15 protein-coding genes are annotated in these 17,476 nt (G+C 48.3%); 10 read left to right on the forward strand and 5 right to left on the reverse strand.

The features are described from left to right. The first annotated feature begins 151 nt into the window (after window positions 1–151). Window positions 152–2,476 (forward strand): T9SS type B sorting domain-containing protein, encoded by a 2,325-nt coding sequence (locus VM802_RS27410; RefSeq protein WP_325536890.1) that lies wholly within the window; start codon window positions 152–154, stop codon window positions 2,474–2,476. A gap of 56 nt (window positions 2,477–2,532) precedes the next feature. Here the strand turns inward: VM802_RS27410 and VM802_RS27415 are convergent, their stop codons facing one another. Further along, window positions 2,533–3,006: a DinB family protein gene (locus VM802_RS27415; protein ID WP_325536774.1), complete on the reverse strand. Its 474-nt coding sequence runs from the start codon at window positions 3,004–3,006 to the stop codon at window positions 2,533–2,535. Window positions 3,007–3,134: 128 nt separating this feature from the next. On the opposite strand from VM802_RS27415, the gene VM802_RS27420 reads away from it, so the two are divergent. Genes VM802_RS27420 through VM802_RS27430 form a run of 3 tightly spaced genes read left to right on the forward strand, consistent with a single transcriptional unit; the run spans window position 3,135 to window position 6,000 of the window. After that, window positions 3,135–4,109, forward strand: a complete 975-nt coding sequence (locus VM802_RS27420) for an NAD-dependent epimerase/dehydratase family protein (protein ID WP_325536776.1) — start codon at window positions 3,135–3,137, stop codon at window positions 4,107–4,109. Then, window positions 4,106–4,873, forward strand: a complete 768-nt coding sequence (locus tag VM802_RS27425; protein WP_325536778.1) for a 3-oxo-5-alpha-steroid 4-dehydrogenase — start codon at window positions 4,106–4,108, stop codon at window positions 4,871–4,873. Before VM802_RS27420 ends, VM802_RS27425 begins: the two co-directional genes overlap by 4 nt. Window positions 4,874–4,893: 20 nt before the next feature. Continuing rightward, window positions 4,894–6,000: an ABC transporter permease gene (locus tag VM802_RS27430; RefSeq protein WP_325536779.1), complete on the forward strand. Its 1,107-nt coding sequence runs from the start codon at window positions 4,894–4,896 to the stop codon at window positions 5,998–6,000. Here the strand turns inward: VM802_RS27430 and VM802_RS27435 are convergent, their stop codons facing one another. The 3 genes from VM802_RS27435 to pdxR all read right to left on the reverse strand — a co-directional run bounded on the left by VM802_RS27435 (window position 6,001) and on the right by pdxR (window position 9,643). After that, window positions 6,001–6,876: a hypothetical protein gene (locus tag VM802_RS27435; protein ID WP_325536780.1), complete on the reverse strand. Its 876-nt coding sequence runs from the start codon at window positions 6,874–6,876 to the stop codon at window positions 6,001–6,003. It abuts the gene before it with no gap. Window positions 6,877–6,880: 4 nt separating this feature from the next. After that, window positions 6,881–8,005 carry a hypothetical protein gene (locus VM802_RS27440; protein WP_325536781.1) on the reverse strand — a complete coding sequence of 375 codons (1,125 nt, stop codon included), beginning with the start codon at window positions 8,003–8,005 and terminating at the stop codon, window positions 6,881–6,883. A gap of 168 nt (window positions 8,006–8,173) precedes the next feature. Next, window positions 8,174–9,643 carry a MocR-like pyridoxine biosynthesis transcription factor PdxR gene (gene pdxR / locus VM802_RS27445; RefSeq protein WP_325536782.1) on the reverse strand — a complete coding sequence of 490 codons (1,470 nt, stop codon included), beginning with the start codon at window positions 9,641–9,643 and terminating at the stop codon, window positions 8,174–8,176. Between the two features lie 106 nt (window positions 9,644–9,749). Between pdxR and VM802_RS27450 the strand changes: the two genes are divergently transcribed. Together VM802_RS27450 and VM802_RS27455 are read left to right on the forward strand one after the other, a co-directional pair. Beyond that, entirely contained in the window at window positions 9,750–10,211 is a 462-nt protein-coding gene (locus tag VM802_RS27450) for a cupin domain-containing protein (RefSeq protein ID WP_325536784.1), read from the forward strand. A 45-nt stretch (window positions 10,212–10,256) separates the two neighbouring features. Continuing rightward, entirely contained in the window at window positions 10,257–11,135 is an 879-nt protein-coding gene (locus tag VM802_RS27455) for a dihydrodipicolinate synthase family protein (protein ID WP_325536786.1), read from the forward strand. 71 nt (window positions 11,136–11,206) lie between these two features. On the opposite strand, the gene VM802_RS27460 is transcribed toward VM802_RS27455, so the two are convergent. Then, window positions 11,207–12,187 carry a terpene synthase family protein gene (locus VM802_RS27460; protein WP_325536788.1) on the reverse strand — a complete coding sequence of 327 codons (981 nt, stop codon included), beginning with the start codon at window positions 12,185–12,187 and terminating at the stop codon, window positions 11,207–11,209. A 179-nt stretch (window positions 12,188–12,366) separates the two neighbouring features. On the opposite strand from VM802_RS27460, the gene VM802_RS27465 reads away from it, so the two are divergent. From VM802_RS27465 to VM802_RS27480, 4 genes are all read left to right on the forward strand, one after another. Next, on the forward strand, window positions 12,367–12,822 hold the full coding sequence (locus VM802_RS27465) for an SRPBCC family protein (RefSeq protein WP_325536790.1): 456 nt from the start codon (window positions 12,367–12,369) through the stop codon (window positions 12,820–12,822). Further along, window positions 12,803–13,141: an ArsR/SmtB family transcription factor gene (locus VM802_RS27470; RefSeq protein WP_325536792.1), complete on the forward strand. Its 339-nt coding sequence runs from the start codon at window positions 12,803–12,805 to the stop codon at window positions 13,139–13,141. Before VM802_RS27465 ends, VM802_RS27470 begins: the two co-directional genes overlap by 20 nt. Window positions 13,142–13,307: 166 nt before the next feature. Beyond that, window positions 13,308–16,529, forward strand: a complete 3,222-nt coding sequence (locus tag VM802_RS27475; protein ID WP_325536794.1) for a S41 family peptidase — start codon at window positions 13,308–13,310, stop codon at window positions 16,527–16,529. A 141-nt stretch (window positions 16,530–16,670) separates the two neighbouring features. Next, window positions 16,671–17,459, forward strand: a complete 789-nt coding sequence (locus VM802_RS27480) for a PhzF family protein (protein WP_325536796.1) — start codon at window positions 16,671–16,673, stop codon at window positions 17,457–17,459. The last annotated feature ends 17 nt before the right edge of the window (window positions 17,460–17,476 follow it).

The raw sequence follows: 17,476 nt of genomic DNA on the forward strand, positions 1-17,476 counted from the left end.
CAAAGGGAGCAAAGATGCAAAAAAACCGCTGCGTCTTTGCTCCCTTTGTGCCTTTGCGGGAAAATGCAAAACTTTTCATACTTTCAGGAAAAATCTGCTGTCGATATCCATCCTTATGTACCTTAAAAAATATATCGTTTGTGTGTTGACGATGTTAACCTTCACCACTGCTGTAAGTGCCCAGTGTACTACAATAGGGCAAAATCCGTCAACAGCATTCCCCGTCTGCGGTACCCAGACGTTCAAGCAGTTAAATGTACCCAGCTGTTTCAGAGGCGTGATCCCTGGTCCCAGCTGCGCCAACGTTCCTGGTGATGGACCGCATGAAGACAGAAATCCCTTCTGGTATAAGTTCACTTGTTATACGGCTGGTACACTGGGTTTTACAATAACGCCTATCAGCCTTATCGATGATTACGACTGGCAGATATTTGATGTAACAGGACACAACCCGGACGACGTCTATACCGATATCAGCATGCTGGTAGGAAACAACTGGTCGGGAGAAAAAGGAGTTACCGGAACTTCCGCCACCGCCCAAACCCTTACGGTGTGCGGCGGCCCGGGCCAGCCACTCTTCAGTGCCATGCCCACCCTCAAACAGGGACATGATTATCTGCTGCTGATCAGTAACTTCTCCAACTCGCAGGTTGGCTATGAACTTACTTTCGCCGGAGGTACTGCCAACATCACAGATCCTACCATGGCTCACGTAAAAGGCTCCGGCTATAATTGCGGACCTATAACTGTTGGCGTTAAGCTTAACAAGAAACTGAAGTGCAACAGCCTCGCGGCTGACGGCAGCGATTTCGCTTTCTCTCCCGCAGGTCCAAAAATACTTGGCGCTACCGGCGTGAACTGTAACAATGGCTTCGATATGGACTCTGTGTTGCTGCAACTGGATCAGCCACTGGCCCCCGGTTCCTACACTGTTATATCGCAGAAAGGTACCGACGGCAACACGCTGCTGGACGCATGTGGTAATTCATTGCCTACAGGTGAAGCTACCAGCTTCATTGTAGTGAAAACGCCGCCTGTAGACATGGGGAAAGTCAATCCCCTGCCTTGTGGCCCCAATGAAATACAGATAGCTTTCAGTAGTCCGTTCCGCTGCGCCTCTGTAGTGAAAGATGGTAGCGACTTTATCCTTAGCGGCCCCTCCACAGTAGGCATTAACGGCGCAACTGTTAACTGTGGCGCTGATGGCCTGGCACAACTGATCACCCTGCAACTCGACAAGCGCATCGTTATACCCGGGGATTACAGGGTGACCCTGAGACAAGGTACCGATGGCAATACACTCGAAAGTGACTGTCACGTATTTTCAACTCCCGGCGGCGCGGCCACTTTTCATATAGATCCTCAACCTGCCGTACTGCTGGGTAATACAGCGCCCATAGGCTGTAATCCTTCTACTATCAAAATAGGCTTGTCTGTACCTGTGCGTTGTGCATCCATCGCTGCTGACGGCAGCGATTTCACGATCACCGGCACCACCAATATCAGCATAAAGGGAGCAACAGGTATTTGTAATGCCAGCAATTTGGCAGATTCTATTGTATTACAGCTGTCGGACGTTATTCGCCAGAATGGCAACTATACCATTCGTCTTCAAAGTGGCGGTGATGGCAATACGCTGGAAAGCGAATGCTGGCAACCCGCCGCAGCAGGGCAACAGGTAAGTTTTCGCACAGCCGACAACGTATCGGCTGCATTCACCTACACGGTAGAAAGCCTGTGTAAAAATACCACGGTCAACCTGGCTCATAATGGACTCAATAGCGTAAACAGCTGGACCTGGTCATTCGATGACGGAGAAGTGCTGCGTGAACAGAACCCTGTAAAAAAATACTTCGGTTTCGGTCAGCGTACAATCCGCCTTATCGTTTCTAATGGCGTCTGCGCCGATACCTCTTCTCAGTCGTTTGAAATCAAGACCAGCTTTGCCGCTCTCTTCGACGTATCTCCAGGTCCTTATTGTCCGCTGGACATTGTGGCGCCTGTCAATAAAAGTTACGGAGACATTATCTCCTGGAAATGGGAATACGGTAACGGCGCCGTCACCACTTCGGCTACGCCACAGCGAATGCAATACTTCCCGACCCGGAAAGAACAGGACTATCATATCCGCCTGATCGCGGAAAACACACTGCACTGCCTCGACACAGCAGATCACGTTATTACAGCCGTGTCCAGCTGTTACATAGATGTCCCTACGGCATTTACGCCTAACAACGATGGCAATAATGACTATCTCTACCCACTCAGCGCCTATAAGGCGGTAGACCTGTACTTCGCGGTATTTAACCGCTCCGGTCAGCTGCTCTTTGAAACAACCGACTGGAAAAAAAGATGGGACGGCACTGTCAAAGGCCAGCCCGCAGATGTCGGCACATACGTCTGGATGCTGCGCTATACAGAGAAGGAAAGTGGTAAGAAGGTACTCAGGAAAGGTACAACAGTACTGATAAGATAAGGATTCAATACCGACGTATATCCGTAAGCGTTAAATATAACGCTTACGGATATACGCTAAAACCGGAACGCTTCTCCAAAAATTTGCTTCAGGTGGTGTTCCAGATGAATCAGGTAATCTGTCACCAGGAAATGTAGCGAGAGCAAGCCGCTCCCATCCTTAGTAGCGCATCCTTTGGCCAGGTCTTCTTCTCTCATACCATTGATCAGCAATACGAGATGGCGGTTATAAGTTTCCCAGAGCAATAACACCAGCTCGCGGTCTTCCTGCTGATATTGCTGTACATCTACCCAGTCATCAGGATCATAAAAAACACGCGGTGGCTGTTCTTCCACCCTGGCCCTCACAAAACGGTGATGATTGTTGGTAGCAGAATCTATCAGGTGCCCCAATATCTCTTTCTTAGACCACTTACCCGGCCGTTTATAATGAAAATCTTCGTCGGAAATCTCCCTGATCTTTACAGGTACCTCCCTGCAGAGCAAAGCCAGCCGCTCTGCTACGGCCCTTATTTCAGCGGTAGTATCCATGATAAATACTTTTTGATGCAACAGCGAAATTACCAGCATTATAAAGACCCGCAAAATAATATGATGAATGATTGCTATGAATAGTGTATTTTAACACCCGTTTGCGATTTATCCGCAAACGGATAAAGATGAAAATAGCTATCACCGGCGCAACTGGATACATCGGCTCTGTACTTACACCACTGCTGCTTGAAGCAGGACACGAACTGCGCCTGCTGGCCCGCAGACAACAATTTTCCCGGGAAGGGATAACTTTCGTATATGGGACGCTGTTAGACGAAGCAGCAATCGGTCAGCTGGTGTCTGGTGCGGACGCGGTGATTCACCTCGCCGCAATGATTTCCGTCAGCGACCGCCCCGATGGCACCATGTTTCACGTCAACACCACTGGTACGCGTATATTAGCCGCCGCCGCAAAAGCTGCCGGCGTAAAGCGATTCCTGCACCTCAGCTCCGTTACCGCCTATAATCAATATCCCTATGATACGCCACTGGATGAGTATCGTGGCCCATCGGATGCATTACAGTATGGATACGACCATTCCAAGGCAGTATCACAGGCCATTGCGCTGGAATACAACGGCAACGGTATGGAAGTACTGGCGCTTGCGCCCACAGCCGTGATCGGGCCATACGACAGGCAACCTTCCCTCATCGGGAAAGCCGTGATCAATATTTATAGAGGCCGTATCCCCGCCCTCTTCCCCGGAGGCGTAGACTTTGTGGATGTCAGGGATGTGACGGATGCAATTATACAGGCACTAACCAAAGGTAAGGGTGGAGAAGCCTACCTGCTAAGTGGTTGCTGGCTGTCACTCACAGAACTGAGTGAACAGATCGGCAAGGCGAAAGGCAAAAAAATATCCCTGCCGGTGTTGCCATTATGGTTCATCACTGGCATACTGCCACTCGTACGGGGCTGGTCGCTCATTACCGGGGGGCCGCCCTATTATACACGACAATCGATATACAATCTCATTCGTAGTAATAAAAAGATATGCAATAGTAAAGCGCGCAATGACTTACGGTTTAATCCTCGTCCTATCAGCGTTACAATAGAAGATACTATTGATTGGTTCAGGCAAACAGGCAAAATCAAATGAACAACTTACTATCACCGCAAAGTTATTTTCTCTTTATCTGGTGCTGGATCGCTATCGGCATCGGAGCAGGAATATACCTGCTGAAAACCGCGGCGCCTTATGGTCGCTACACCAATGAAAAATGGGGACCGCTTGTCAGTAATAAATATGGCTGGCTGCTCATGGAAGCTGCTGTGCTGGTATCTTTCTTCGCATGGCTGCCATTAAACCGTTATAATTGGTGGTCCCCTGCCGGTATGATGATTGCTTTGTTTGTAATCCATTACATTCACCGCAGCTTCGTATATCCGTTCATGATACGTACCCGTGGAAAGAAGATGCCGCTCGTGATCATGCTGTCCGCCATCATCTTTAATACAGTAAACGGTTCATTACTGGGCATCTGGTTTGCCCGCTTTGCGGCATATCCTGATAACTGGTTAAGCAGTCCTGCATTCATTACAGGAAGCATTTGCTTTGTCACTGGCATGCTGCTGAACTGGTTCTCCGATTATAAATTAATACACTTACGTGGCAGAGGGGAAACCGGTTACAAAATACCTGTGGGTGGTATGTTTACCTACATCTCCTCTCCTAATCTCGCCGGCGAAATACTGGAATGGGGCGGCTATGCATTGCTTACCTGGAGCATGCCAGCGCTGGCCTTTTTCATCTGGACCTGCGCCAATCTCGTACCGAGAGCAATGACCAATCACAAATGGTACAGGCAGCAGTTTCCTGGTTATCCGGCTGAACGGAAAGCATTATTACCATTTATCTGGTAGATTATTTAGTTTTGACAACCATGCCTAAAAGATACAGTCAGTTAAAAGCATCACTGGTGCTCGCCAAAGCGAGCCTGATAGCCACATTGCGCAGCCCGACCTCTGTTGTGTTCGCCCTCTTGTTCCCTATTATCTTTGTAACCGTATTTGGTGCAATGGTAGACAGCACCGCCGTAAAAGTGAAGATAGCATTGTCGCCCGCAAGTGATACCACCAGCCCATTGTATAAAGCCGTAAAGGCTATCGGTATTTTTGACCTGTCGCCAGGAAAAGATTCCGCTGCATTGGTCGCGTCATTGAAAAAAGGTAGGATAGCAGGTATTCTTTACATACACCCTGTGGCACACACCACAGCTTTACCCCGTTATGATATGGAATTGCTTAGCTCAAGCGCCGGAGCAGACAAGCTACCGCTGATACAAGCCGCGCTGGAACAAGCCACCAGCAGGATCAACCAGCAGGCAATACCGGATCAGCCACAGGTAGCATCACTGAAAATGATTACCGTACCCGGGAGAACATACCGGCAGATCGATTTCATACTACCGGGACAACTGGGCTTCTCCCTGCTAATGGCGGGTGTTTTCGGGTCTGCCTTCCTGTTATTCAATCTCCGTCATACGCTGGTCCTGAAACGGATATTTGTAACACCCATTTCACGCCCTTATCTTTTGCTTGGTGAAATGCTGAGCAGACTGGTATTTCAGCTGATCTGCTTTATCATCATTACTGCATTGGGATATTTTATATTCAACTTTACATTAGTGAATGGCCTGCTGACATTTACGGAAATGATGCTACTCTCTGTATTCGGACTGATCATCTTCATGGGTATAGGCTTTATCATCAGCGGCCTTATAAGGAATGAAAGCTCTATTGCACCGGTGGCCAACACTATCACGGTGCCCCAGATCCTGCTATGCGGGCTCTTCTTCCCGATAGACAGCTACCCGGTATGGTTGCGTTCATTCTGCGAATTACTGCCGCTCACGTTCTTTGTGGACGGACTGCGTAAGATCGCTTTTGAAGGGCTGCATATATGGCAGATACCGCACCAGTTGACCGGGTTGCTGGTCTGGAGCCTCATCACGGCTGTATTATCGGTGAAGCTGTTTAAATGGGAATAACTACCTTTCTTTTTTCAGCTGCTCCAGCTCTTTCTTCACATCATCCAGCTTCTTATCCTGCTGGATGATGTACAGAGTCAGTTCTTCAATTTTCTGCAGCAGCTTTTTGTTCATCTCCCCTACATCAATTCCGTCCTCTGCCACTTCTTTTGCAGAAGGAATATCCGGAAGATGTTTGTGCTGTTCTATAAAATCCTTTACCTCTTTCAACGGCAGTAGCTTATAATCGTTGTTGAATACAAAGTCAGCCCAGGGTAACACCTGCGTTACCCTTACCCTCCGCGCCCCGATAGTACCCTCTACAGCTAGCGCATATGGGCCAGGATTCTCTGTGTTAATACCAACATTGCCACCTCTCAGGATTATATTACCGCCGTTCTCGCGTACAATATTGAAGTTATTGCTGGGGTCCATGCCAGCCCAGGCTTTCCTGCCGGCAGAACCGTTAAATTCAATATACTGCCAGGTAGCAGGTTTGGAGCTCTGAAAGCTGAGCGGACGATCGTCATACATCAGTGTCAGCGCACCATTGATTGTTTGCGAGCTGTTGTCGGTAAGAATCCTCCGCCAGGCCTGCCAGCCTTGGTTACGAATTCCGAGGCGATAGAAAATACCGCCCTCATTGAAAGTCATTTGATGAACACCTCCGCCGGTGGCATCACTCCAGGGAGCGATAGTCATCGTACCGGAAAACATACCGGAACCGGGTGCGCCAACCACTCCGCGATCCTTGAAATCAAACCTCGTCTGAAAGTAAAAACTGTCAGGGGGCTCGTTGATATTCCTGGTATCATTAAAGCTCACATATTTACTTTGTGCCTGGGCTGCTGAAAACACCAGGAGTGAGGATAAAATTAATAATGCATGTCTTATCATAATTTTACCTTTTTTGCTGAAGATGAAAAACCTGTTTCCCGAGAGATGATGTCACTGTTCTGAGCTGTTTCACTTCCTCCTGCAATTCATCATTCCTTTTGCTCTCCGCAATAAGATGCAGGGTCAGCTCCTCAACTTTCTGCAACAGCTTTTTATTCATCTCTCCTACATCCAGTCCTTCCTGTGCTACTTCTTTCGCGGAAGGAATATCTGGGAGATGCTTATGTTGATCAATAAAATTCTTCACGTCTTTCAGTGGCAGCAGTTTATAATCATCAGCAAATACAAAGTCCGCCCAGCTGCCTTGTGTAACCTTTACCTTACGTGCGCCAATAGTGCCTTCCACTGCCAGTTTATAGCCGGCTCCAGGAGGAAGTACAGTACCGATACCAACATTCCCGGTAGTACCATCTGCCATCATAAAATAGTTGGCGCCACCAGTACCATCCGCATTGGCATGAAAGAAATACAAGATATTCTGCGTTGTCCCGATGCCAAATGAGCGCTGAAGCCCTGTAAACTCTATCGTATTTGCATTGGCCAGTTTAATGGCCTTACCCCAGCCATTGGTAGTCCATGGTGACCCACCAGCGATATCCAGTCGGGCTTTGGGGGCTGGTACGCCCATACCGGTATTCCCCTTTACCACCAGGTCGTTCTTACCCGGGCTGGCAAAACTGAAATCGCCTGAAACCAACACGCCACCGGCTTTCAAACCAGATGCTGAAGTAAAAGACTGAGAGTTCATCAAGGCAAGATACCTGTTCTGTTCCACGGCCGCGGTACCTGTATAAAGGCTCACATCTCCATTTCTGTCTATCAACAGGTTGCCGTCCGGAAGGAGAGAGAATTTCATGTTACCTATATTCCGGAAGTTAATAGCACGTACGCTGGAGTTAATATCGAAGTTGATACCATCGTCATTAAGCCCCAGGCTCAACGAATAAGCGGATGTATTTGTACCGGTACCAAATTTGATCTCCTGCTTACCATTGATAATATGCAACGGTGCAGCAGGCGTAGTAGTACCGATACCAAGAAACCCATCTTTCTCAACGCGGTTGGTTTGTGCAGACAAGGCTACAGGCACTGACAGCGCAATGAGCACAGGCAAAAAATATTTATTCATATGTTATAGGTTTGTTCACATTTCCTGACCTGAAGTACATGGCATGTATAGGCTATACAGACAGGATATGCAGGTACGGGACAATTGATTTTATCGGGTAAAATATGCTGGTTAAACAAATTGTATACGGCAAATATAATTATTCGGTTGATGTTTGTATCACCTTCATTAGAATTTCACATTGGCAGCGATTATTTTTACTCCTTCTTCCAAAGCATGATTATCAAGTGAAGCAAACCCAAGCCGGAGCGCACTTACAGGCATATTATCAAAGAAGAACTTATCGGGCGCTGTTACTTGTACTCCTTTTTTTAATAGCTTCACTGCCAGCTCTTCTGTATTAATATACTGGTTAAAAGTAATCCAGTAGGCAAGTCCTCCCTCTGGTTTCCGGTATGTGGCGATGCGGTGCGCATACTTATCGAGGCTGACAGCCATGTGTTCTCTGCGCTCTCTGTATACCCCCAGCGCCTTACGCGCATGCTTATGTATAATACCTTCCTCCATCAACTCCGCTACAGCATGTTCCATCACAGTATCTCCCTGGCGGTCAATAATCATACGCAAGGCCGACAAGGAATCGATGAAATCCTTTGGTCCTGTAACATACCCTATCCTCACAGCAGGCGCAATCAGTTTACTGAGAGAGCTGATATAAATAACATTCGCCGCATCCGCATAGCTGGCCAGCGGCAACAGGTTTCTCAGCCCGAAGTGATAGTCGTGGTCATAATCATCTTCCACAATAGCAAAACCATATTTGTTTGAAAGAGCAATCAGCTCCATCCGGCGGTCGGCCTTCATGCTCACAGTCGTAGGAAACTGATGGTGCGGTGTTACATATACAGCTTTTACTTTCTTCCGGCGGCATAGCTTCTCCAGTTCCACCACGCAGATACCCTGTTCATTCACTTTCACGGGATGCATCCTCGCGCCGGCATAAGTGAATGCTTCAAAGGCGGGCAGATAACCCGGCGATTCAATAGCCACTACATCACCCGGACGCACCAACGTGTGGGCAGTAAGATACAGCGCCATCTGACTACCACGGGTAATGCAAATGCTGTCCATTTTTACATGCAGGCCGCGGTCATGTGTAAGCATAGTGCTGACCGCAGCACGCAGTCTTTCTTCACCACGCTCGTTGCCATAACCCAATAGCTGGCACCTTGCTTTCTGTTGAAATATACGCTTATAGGCGCGCGACAGCTCATCCAGCGGGGCCAGCTTCACATCTGGCAGGCCGTCGTTGAAAGTAATAACTGACTTTTCCGCAATGCGGGATGAAACCATACCAGAGCGGTGCATCATGAAACCGAATCGCTCAGGAGCCGTTCTATTCCGCTCTCCTTGCCGCTTGCGGCTGCCGGTAGCAACCGGCAATTTCTCTGATACGAAAGTGCCGCGCTTGTAAGCTGATTGCAACCACCCTTCCGCCAGCAACTCTTCATACGCCAACACTACTGTCTTGCGGTTCACGCCCAGGTCATCCGCCAGCACACGGCTGCCAGGCAAAGGCATCCCCGGTTGCAAGCGTCCTTTCCTGATTTCTTCCGTTATACCGTCGGCTATCTGCTGGAATACGGCCTTTTCGCAGTCCAGGTTAATGTGGAGTATTGTTTTCCAGGGTCTAAGCATCTGGACCATCTATTTTATTAAAAACTGGATGATTTGCACCATCCAAAGATATATAACATTTGCATTACCGGAAATGATTCCGGCAATCAGTAAAAATTTTTAAGTTATGAAGACAGAGGAAAAAAAATTCAGCTCAAAAGATTTCCATCAGACATTTGCCCGCCCAGTCTATACCAAACCCTCCAGGCTCATTCACAAGAATGTAGAACAGGCTGGCGAACACGATCAGTTCTCCACAGAACGTAAGCATCCGGTTTTCTTTGTGGACCTCCCCACACGTAATGTAAGCATGACTATAGGGGGCCTCCTGCCCGGCCAGCTGACCAACAGGCACCGCCATACCTACGAAACAGTGCTATATGTGATCGAGGGCATGGGCTACACAGAAGTGGAAGACGAAAAGGTAGAATGGCAGGCAGGCGATGCCGTGTATATTCCTTCCTGGGCCTGGCACCGGCATCAGAACCTAAGCGACACAGCGCCGGCAAAATACATTGCCTGCGAAAATGCGCCGCAGCTACAGAACCTGGGCGTAGCATTACGCGAAGAAGAAGGAAGGGATCTCTAAGGAAAGCATCAGATAGGATTTTGATTAAAAGATTAAAACATTTTTATGAAGAAGGAAGTACCATTCAAAGGGATCATTGCCTACCCGATCACACCATTTAATGAATCAGGCCAGGTAGACATCGGCCTGTACAAGCAATTACTGGAAAGGCTGATCACCAGCGGATCTCATGGCGTTGCGCCATTAGGTAGCACTGGCGTATTGCCCTACCTCTCCGACGAAGAGAAAGAGGCAATCGTTACCGCATCCGTGCAACAGACAGATAAACGTGTACCCGTTCTCGTTGGGGTATCCAGCCTGACCACAGAGCGCACTGTACATCATGCAAAGTTCGCAGAGCAGGCCGGCGCTACCGCCGTAATGATCATCCCGATGAGCTACTGGAAACTCACTGACGACGAGATCTTCCGGCACTATGATACCGTAGCAGAACAACTCTCCATTCCCATCATGGCCTATAACAATCCTGCCACCGGTGGCGTGGATATGTCGCCGGCCTTGCTGAAAAGATTATTACAGATTCCCAGCGTCACCATGATCAAAGAGAGCACCGGCGATGTGCAGCGCATGCACTATCTCCGTCGTGAGCTGGGTGAAGAAGTAGCCTTTTATAATGGCTCCAATCCCCTTGCACTTGCAGCATTTGCAACAGGCGCCAGGGGCTGGTGCACAGCTGCGCCCAACCTCATACCGGAACTGAATAATCAGCTCTATGAAGCAGTATCCAACAACAACCTGGACCTGGCCAGGGAAGTATTCTATCGTCAGTTCAGCCTGTTACAGTTCATTGTAGCAAAAGGCCTTCCACGTAGTGTACAGGCTGGGCTCCGCATCAAACAACTCAATGGCGGCCACCTCCGCGCTCCGCTCCAGCAACTGACACAGGAGGAATATACCCAATTAGAAAAATTACTGGGACAGTGACCACAATGATAAACAAGTGAATGAACGGTGATTGGTATGATCATATCAATCATACCAATCACCGTTCATATTTAGTCAACATAATCACAAGTCAAATGAGGATACCTTGTTGTATACCTTGTACTCCATTCTATATTCCCTTTCATCAGGGCTTCCAGCGCCTTGACATATCTTCTCAGTTTATAGTTGATAGTAGTATTGAATACATAAATGCTTCCGGAAAGACGAATAAACTCCTTTACACATTCATCATGGATAGCAACACATTTGCGGATGGCGTTTTCAACGGACAGGTCATAGGCATCCGACAAAACAGTTACCAGGTTAAAAGCTGCTCCACCCTGGGAATACGCAGCTTCCTTGCTGTACGAATAAAGATCATTTGAAAAACAGATGGCATCTCTGCAGAGCTTTACCAGTTGCTCCATAACAGGATGCTGATGTACAAAGGCCGGCAGACTCACTCCAGCCATGATCTCAATGGAATCTGTCGCAAGATTGGCGGCGCCCAGAAATTGCCGGTGCTCCAGGTACTCATCCAGTGAAGGACTCGTGTTGTTTTCCAGGTGCTCAAACTGCCAGAGGCCACCTGCAAACATTTGCCTCACCCCCTTGATGAACTGCTGCTGCCATGCCGACCCCGATCGCATACAAATACGTTTCCAGTAATCTGAGAGCGCCGTAAACACAGGGCCATCATGCTCCAACGTACAGGTTTCATGATTCTCCAGTACACGGATAAAGCGCCGGAAAAAGGCTAGCAGCGCCCTTTTTCCACGGATCACGCCCTGTTCATCCAGCTGGTCGTCTACAATAAATAACAGTGAGTTAAGATCACACCATATACAGAGATCTTCCGCGCGGCCAAAAGGATAACTCAGCACAATCATTTCAGCAAATTTCTGGTCGAGGTAATAATCCAGCTGCTCTTTACTGCTGGTAAGTCTGAATGTTTTCAGCCATTGGGTAGTGTGACATCTTACTTGATACAGATACCGGAGTCCACCTGTCTCGAACGGGCAGAACACCTGAGGGATCGCATACATTTTCATATTTCGCGGTTATTGATATTATTTTGAGGTTAGCATTCCAGAATCTATATGCAACAATATACCTGTTATAACAGCTTATCATTTCCTGTGGGGTATCCGGATCAACATAAAATTTTACAGAAAAAATTGGGTAACTAAAAAGTTACATATAAATTTGTGTAACTAAAAAGTTACGCATTATGCAGCGAGACATTATACAAAACTGGTTCCTGCCCCATCCACCGGAAATGGTATGGCAATTCCTTACGGATACTGAACTGCTGAAACACTGGTTCATGGAAAATAATTTCAAGCCCGTGATAGGCCACCAATTTACCTTCCATTCGAAACCAAAGATCAAAATGGGCTTCGATGGCAACATCTATTGCGAGGTATTGGAAGTGATACCGGAGAAACGCCTCACCTTCACCTGGAAGGGTGGCCCCGGCAACGGAAAAATCACACTCGAATCCGTTGTCACCTGGACACTTACTCCGCAAGACAACGGCACCATGTTACTGCTCGAACACACCGGCTTCAAAGGTGTAAAGAACTATATCATTTCAATGGTACTCGACAAAGGTTGGCGTACCGGCGTGAAAAAAAGATTCATGGCTTCCTTTCAACAATACGAGTATGAAACAACCCGCCGCTGACCCGTTCCAGGCTATCTCCGATCCTAACAGGCGCCAGATCCTTCTGCTGCTGGCAAAAGAGAGTCAGACAATTAATGCCCTGGCAGAGAACTTCGACATGAGCCGGCCCGCTGTCTCCAAACATATCAAAATACTCTTCAATGCAGGGTTCATCGCCATTAATGACAATGGCCGTGAAAGACATTGCACACTTAAACAGGATGGCTTTCATGCCTTACAGGAATGGATCGACTACTTTGATAAGTTCTGGCATACGAAACTGAAAAAACTGGAATCCCTGCTCAATCAGACAGCCAAAACCAAAAAACACAACAGATAAAATACGCGCCCCTGCTGCGCAAATCACCATTTACAACCGTTTATCACTAAGGAGAAAACATATCTTCCCGTTTTAAGTTATCTTAACTGTTGTCCTCCCTCCGGAACTGGTACTGGGAGAAATAACTGTCGGTGTACATTAAAATCAACACTTTTTCTAAACGTTTATGAGAAGACTATTATTCGCATGTGCGGCAATGTTAATGTCTGCTGCTACCTATGCCCAGGAAGATGCGCTATGGCTGCGATATCCTGCTATATCGCCCGATGGCAGCACCATCGCCTTCGGTTACAAAGGCGACATTTATAAAGTGGATGCAAAAGGCGGCGTAGCCGTTCCACTCACCATCCATGAGGCACACGATATGATGCCTGTATGGAGCCATGATGGCAAGTATATCGCTTTCGCGAGCGACAGGCACGGGAACTTCGACGTGTTTGTAATGCCTGCCACAGGCGGCACTCCGGTGAGACTCACCACCAACAGCTCGGGAGATTATCCGTACGACTTTACGCCAGATAACAAACAGGTACTGTTTGGCAGTGCGCGCAACGCACCGGCAGCCAGTATCCGCTTCCCCAGCAAATTGTTCCGTAACCTGTATACCGTACCAGTTACCGGCGGCCGGCCTCAATTGTTGAGCGCTGCCGGCGCTGATATTGCGCACTATAACAAAAAAGGTGACCGCCTTATATTCCAGGACAGAAAAGGTTATGAAGATCCCTGGCGTAAACATCATGTATCTTCCGTTACCAGGGATATATGGATCTACAACATAGGCAAGGGTTCCTATGAGCAGGTATCCGACTACGCCGGCGAGGACAGAGAACCTGTTTTCGGAGACAACGACCAGGTATACTACCTCAGCGAAAAAGGCGGTATCTCTCAGAACCTGTTCAGGGCTTCTCTTGCAGACAAAGGTAAAACCGTACTGCTTACCCGCTTCGATAAGCACCCGGTGCGTCATCTCTCTATATCCGACAACAATACCCTCTGCTTCACCTATAACGGTGAAATATATACGCTGAAAGACGGTCAGGAACCGAGGAAGATCAGCGTAAAAGTATTGAACGATGGTAGAGCCAATGTAGAAAAGAATTTCCCGGTAAGCGGTAATATCACTGAATTTGCCATGAGCCCTAATGGCAAGGAAATGGCATTCGTAGCAAGGGGTGAAGTGTTCGTATCCAGTGTGGATGGCAACATGACCAAACGTATCACCAACACGCCACAGCAGGAAAGAATGATCCGCTGGTCGCCGGATAGCAAACGTCTTGTCTACTCCGCTGAACGCAACGGCAACTGGGACATCTACCAGACCACCATCGTGCGCAAGGAAGAACCTTACTTCTTTGCCGCTACCCTCCTGAAGGAAGAACCATTGATAGCCACACCGGCGGAAGAATTCAAACCAGCGTTCTCTCCCGATGGCAAAGAGGTTGCTTATGTTGAAAACAGGAACATCCTGAAAGTATATAACATCGCTTCCGGCAAAAGCCGCAGGTTGTTACCGGAAGGCCGCAACCACTCCTACTCCGACGGCGATTGGGACTTTTCCTGGAGCCCCGACAGCAAATGGATTGTTACAGACGACCAGCAACAGCACTTCTTCGGCAGCAATGTCACCATGATCCCTGTTGATGGTAAAGGCTCCAACATCTATCCCGTTAACAGCGGCTTCGGTGAAGACAATAGCAAATGGGCTGCCGGCGGCACGATGCTGACATGGCTCAGCGGCCGTGAAGGCCGTCGCTCCCTCGCCAACCAGGGCAGCCGCGAAAGAGATGTATATGCCCTCTTCTTCGACCAGGATGCATTCGACAAATTCAAACTCTCCAAAGACGAATTCAACCTGCTGAAAGAAAAGGAAGAAAGCAGCCACAAAGCAGGCAAAGACTCTTCCAGCACCGCGAAAGACTCCTCAGATAAGAAGAAGGCATTCCAGCCTGATTTCAACAACCTTGAAAACAGGAAAATAAAACTCACTATCAACAGTGCATCTGTCAGTGACTATGTACTGAACAAAGATGGCAGCAAGGTATTCTACATGGCCTCTTTTGAAAAAGGCTATGACCTCTGGGTTACAGAACCGCGTACCGGCGAGACTAAAATACTCGCCAAACTGGGCGGCACTCCCGGCGACATAGAACTCAGTAAAGACGGCAACACCGTTTTTGTAAGCAACAAAGGCAGCGTAGTAAAAGTAGACGCCAGCTCCGGCAAGATCACCCCGATCAACATCAGCACCGAACTGGTACTCAACCAGGAAGCTGAACGCAGCTACATCCTCCAGCACGTATGGAAACAGGTGAAAGAGAAATTCTACGATCCTTCCCTTCATAACATCGACTGGAAAATGTATGGTGAAACCTACTCGAAATTCCTGCCGCACATCAGCAATAACTACGACTTCCAGGAACTGCTCAGCGAAATGCTCGGAGAGCTGAACGGTTCACACACCGGTGGCCGCTACTCTCCGCAGTCTCCCAACGGTGACGCCACCGCTGCATTAGGCCTGCTGTACGACGAAACCAGTACCAAGGATGGCCTGAAAGTGGAGGAAGTAATAGATGGCGGTCCGTTCGACAAAGCCAGTAGCAAGCTGCGTAAAGGTCATATCATCGAAAAGATCGATGGAGAAAAGATCACTGCACAAGCTGACTGGGCCTCCCTGCTGAACCGCAAAGCCGGTGCAAACGTGTTGGTAAGCATCTACAACCCGGAAAACAATACCCGATGGGATGAAACCGTGAAACCGATCCCCGACGGCGAAGAAGGTGCGCTCATGTATAAACGCTGGATCAGTATCATGCGTAAAAAAGTAGATCAGCTCAGTAACGGACAAGTCGGCTACGTACATGTACAAGGTATGAATGACGCCAGCTTCCGCGTTGTATACGATGAAGTGATGGGCCGCAACAAAGATAAAAAAGCCCTGATCGTGGATACACGCTTCAATGGCGGCGGATGGCTGCACGACGATCTCCTCACCTTCCTCACCGGAAAAAAATACCTGGAGTTTGCTCCGCAGGGTGAAAGACTGACAGGCGGCGAGCCTATCGGCCGCTGGCAGCGCCCCAGCTGCGTACTGATGAGCGAAGGTAACTATAGCGACGCCTTTATCTTCCCCTATGTATACAAACAGGCACAGGTTGGAAAACTGATCGGCATGCCGGTTCCCGGAACTGGTACCGCTGTATGGTGGGAAACGCAGATCGATCCTACTATCGTATTCGGTATACCGATGATCGCCACGATCGGTAAAGAAAATCGTCCTACCGAAAACCTGCAGGTGGAACCGGATATTCGCGTACCGCTGCGTTACGAGGACTTCCTCTCCGGCAATGATACACAGCTGGAAACAGCCGTGAAAGAACTTTCTAAATAATTTTTTAATTTTTGAATTGTGTGAATGTAGGAATTTTTAAATGCAGCGAGATTGATATTAATTGTTTAATGTAACAGTATATAATTTTCGTTGCATTTAAAAATTCCTACATTCACACAATTCAAAAATTAAAAAATAAAAATGGAGCTTCCTCTTTACCAGATCGATGCATTTACAGATCAGCTCTTCGGTGGCAATCCAGCTTGTGTGGTACCACTGCAGCAATGGCTTCCGGATGAACTGATGCTGCAGATCGCGAAAGAAAATGCTGTTGCGGAAACCGCTTTCTTCATCCCTTCCGGCGATCACTATGCACTAAGATGGTTCACCCCTGAAATAGAAATGGACCTTTGCGGTCATGCTACCCTGGCTACCGCACACGCCATCCACACCATCCTTGGCAACACTTCCCCTTCCCTGATATTTGAATCCCAGAGCGGCCCCTTACAAGTGACCATAATGGATGATCTGTACCGTTTACAGTTCCCCGCGCGCCCACCTCAACCTGCAGCACTTCCGTTGCAGATCAGCACAGCATTGAGCAAACAGCCTGTACAGGTGCTGAAAGCCAGGGATTATGTACTCGTATATGAAAGTGAAGAAGATATTCTGCAAATCAGGATAAACCGGCAGATCATGGACCAGATTAACATCGATCCTGGCGGCGTAGTGATCACCGCCCGGGGTACTGCATGCGATTTTGTATCTCGTTTCTTTACGCCACAGGCCTCTGTTTTCGAAGATCCCGTTACGGGTTCGGCGCATTGTTCGCTGATTCCTTACTGGAGCAGGCAGACCGGCAAAAAGGAAATGGTGGCCATGCAGCTCTCCGACAGAAGAGGTAAACTCTACTGCACAGACAAAGACGACGAAGTCTGGATAGCCGGACACGCCAGAACCTATGCTAACGGGATCCTCTACACGAGATAACCAGGATCTGTCCCTGT

The organism is Chitinophaga sp., from assembly GCF_035538455.1.
In the GTDB taxonomy this organism is placed as follows: domain Bacteria; phylum Bacteroidota; class Bacteroidia; order Chitinophagales; family Chitinophagaceae; genus Chitinophaga.

Coding starts and splice junctions, on each gene's coding strand:
- VM802_RS27455 (WP_325536786.1), top strand. CDS start 10,257: ATGAAGAAGGAAGTACCATTCAAAGGGATCATTGCCTACCCGATCACA.
- VM802_RS27410 (WP_325536890.1), top strand. CDS start 152: ATGTTAACCTTCACCACTGCTGTAAGTGCCCAGTGTACTACAATAGGG.
- VM802_RS27420 (WP_325536776.1), top strand. CDS start 3,135: ATGAAAATAGCTATCACCGGCGCAACTGGATACATCGGCTCTGTACTT.
- VM802_RS27470 (WP_325536792.1), top strand. CDS start 12,803: ATGAAACAACCCGCCGCTGACCCGTTCCAGGCTATCTCCGATCCTAAC.
- VM802_RS27450 (WP_325536784.1), top strand. CDS start 9,750: ATGAAGACAGAGGAAAAAAAATTCAGCTCAAAAGATTTCCATCAGACA.
- VM802_RS27415 (WP_325536774.1), bottom strand. CDS start 3,006: ATGGATACTACCGCTGAAATAAGGGCCGTAGCAGAGCGGCTGGCTTTG.
- pdxR (WP_325536782.1), bottom strand. CDS start 9,643: ATGCTTAGACCCTGGAAAACAATACTCCACATTAACCTGGACTGCGAA.
- VM802_RS27425 (WP_325536778.1), top strand. CDS start 4,106: ATGAACAACTTACTATCACCGCAAAGTTATTTTCTCTTTATCTGGTGC.
- VM802_RS27475 (WP_325536794.1), top strand. CDS start 13,308: ATGAGAAGACTATTATTCGCATGTGCGGCAATGTTAATGTCTGCTGCT.
- VM802_RS27480 (WP_325536796.1), top strand. CDS start 16,671: ATGGAGCTTCCTCTTTACCAGATCGATGCATTTACAGATCAGCTCTTC.
- VM802_RS27465 (WP_325536790.1), top strand. CDS start 12,367: ATGCAGCGAGACATTATACAAAACTGGTTCCTGCCCCATCCACCGGAA.
- VM802_RS27435 (WP_325536780.1), bottom strand. CDS start 6,876: ATGATAAGACATGCATTATTAATTTTATCCTCACTCCTGGTGTTTTCA.
- VM802_RS27460 (WP_325536788.1), bottom strand. CDS start 12,187: ATGAAAATGTATGCGATCCCTCAGGTGTTCTGCCCGTTCGAGACAGGT.
- VM802_RS27440 (WP_325536781.1), bottom strand. CDS start 8,005: ATGAATAAATATTTTTTGCCTGTGCTCATTGCGCTGTCAGTGCCTGTA.
- VM802_RS27430 (WP_325536779.1), top strand. CDS start 4,894: ATGCCTAAAAGATACAGTCAGTTAAAAGCATCACTGGTGCTCGCCAAA.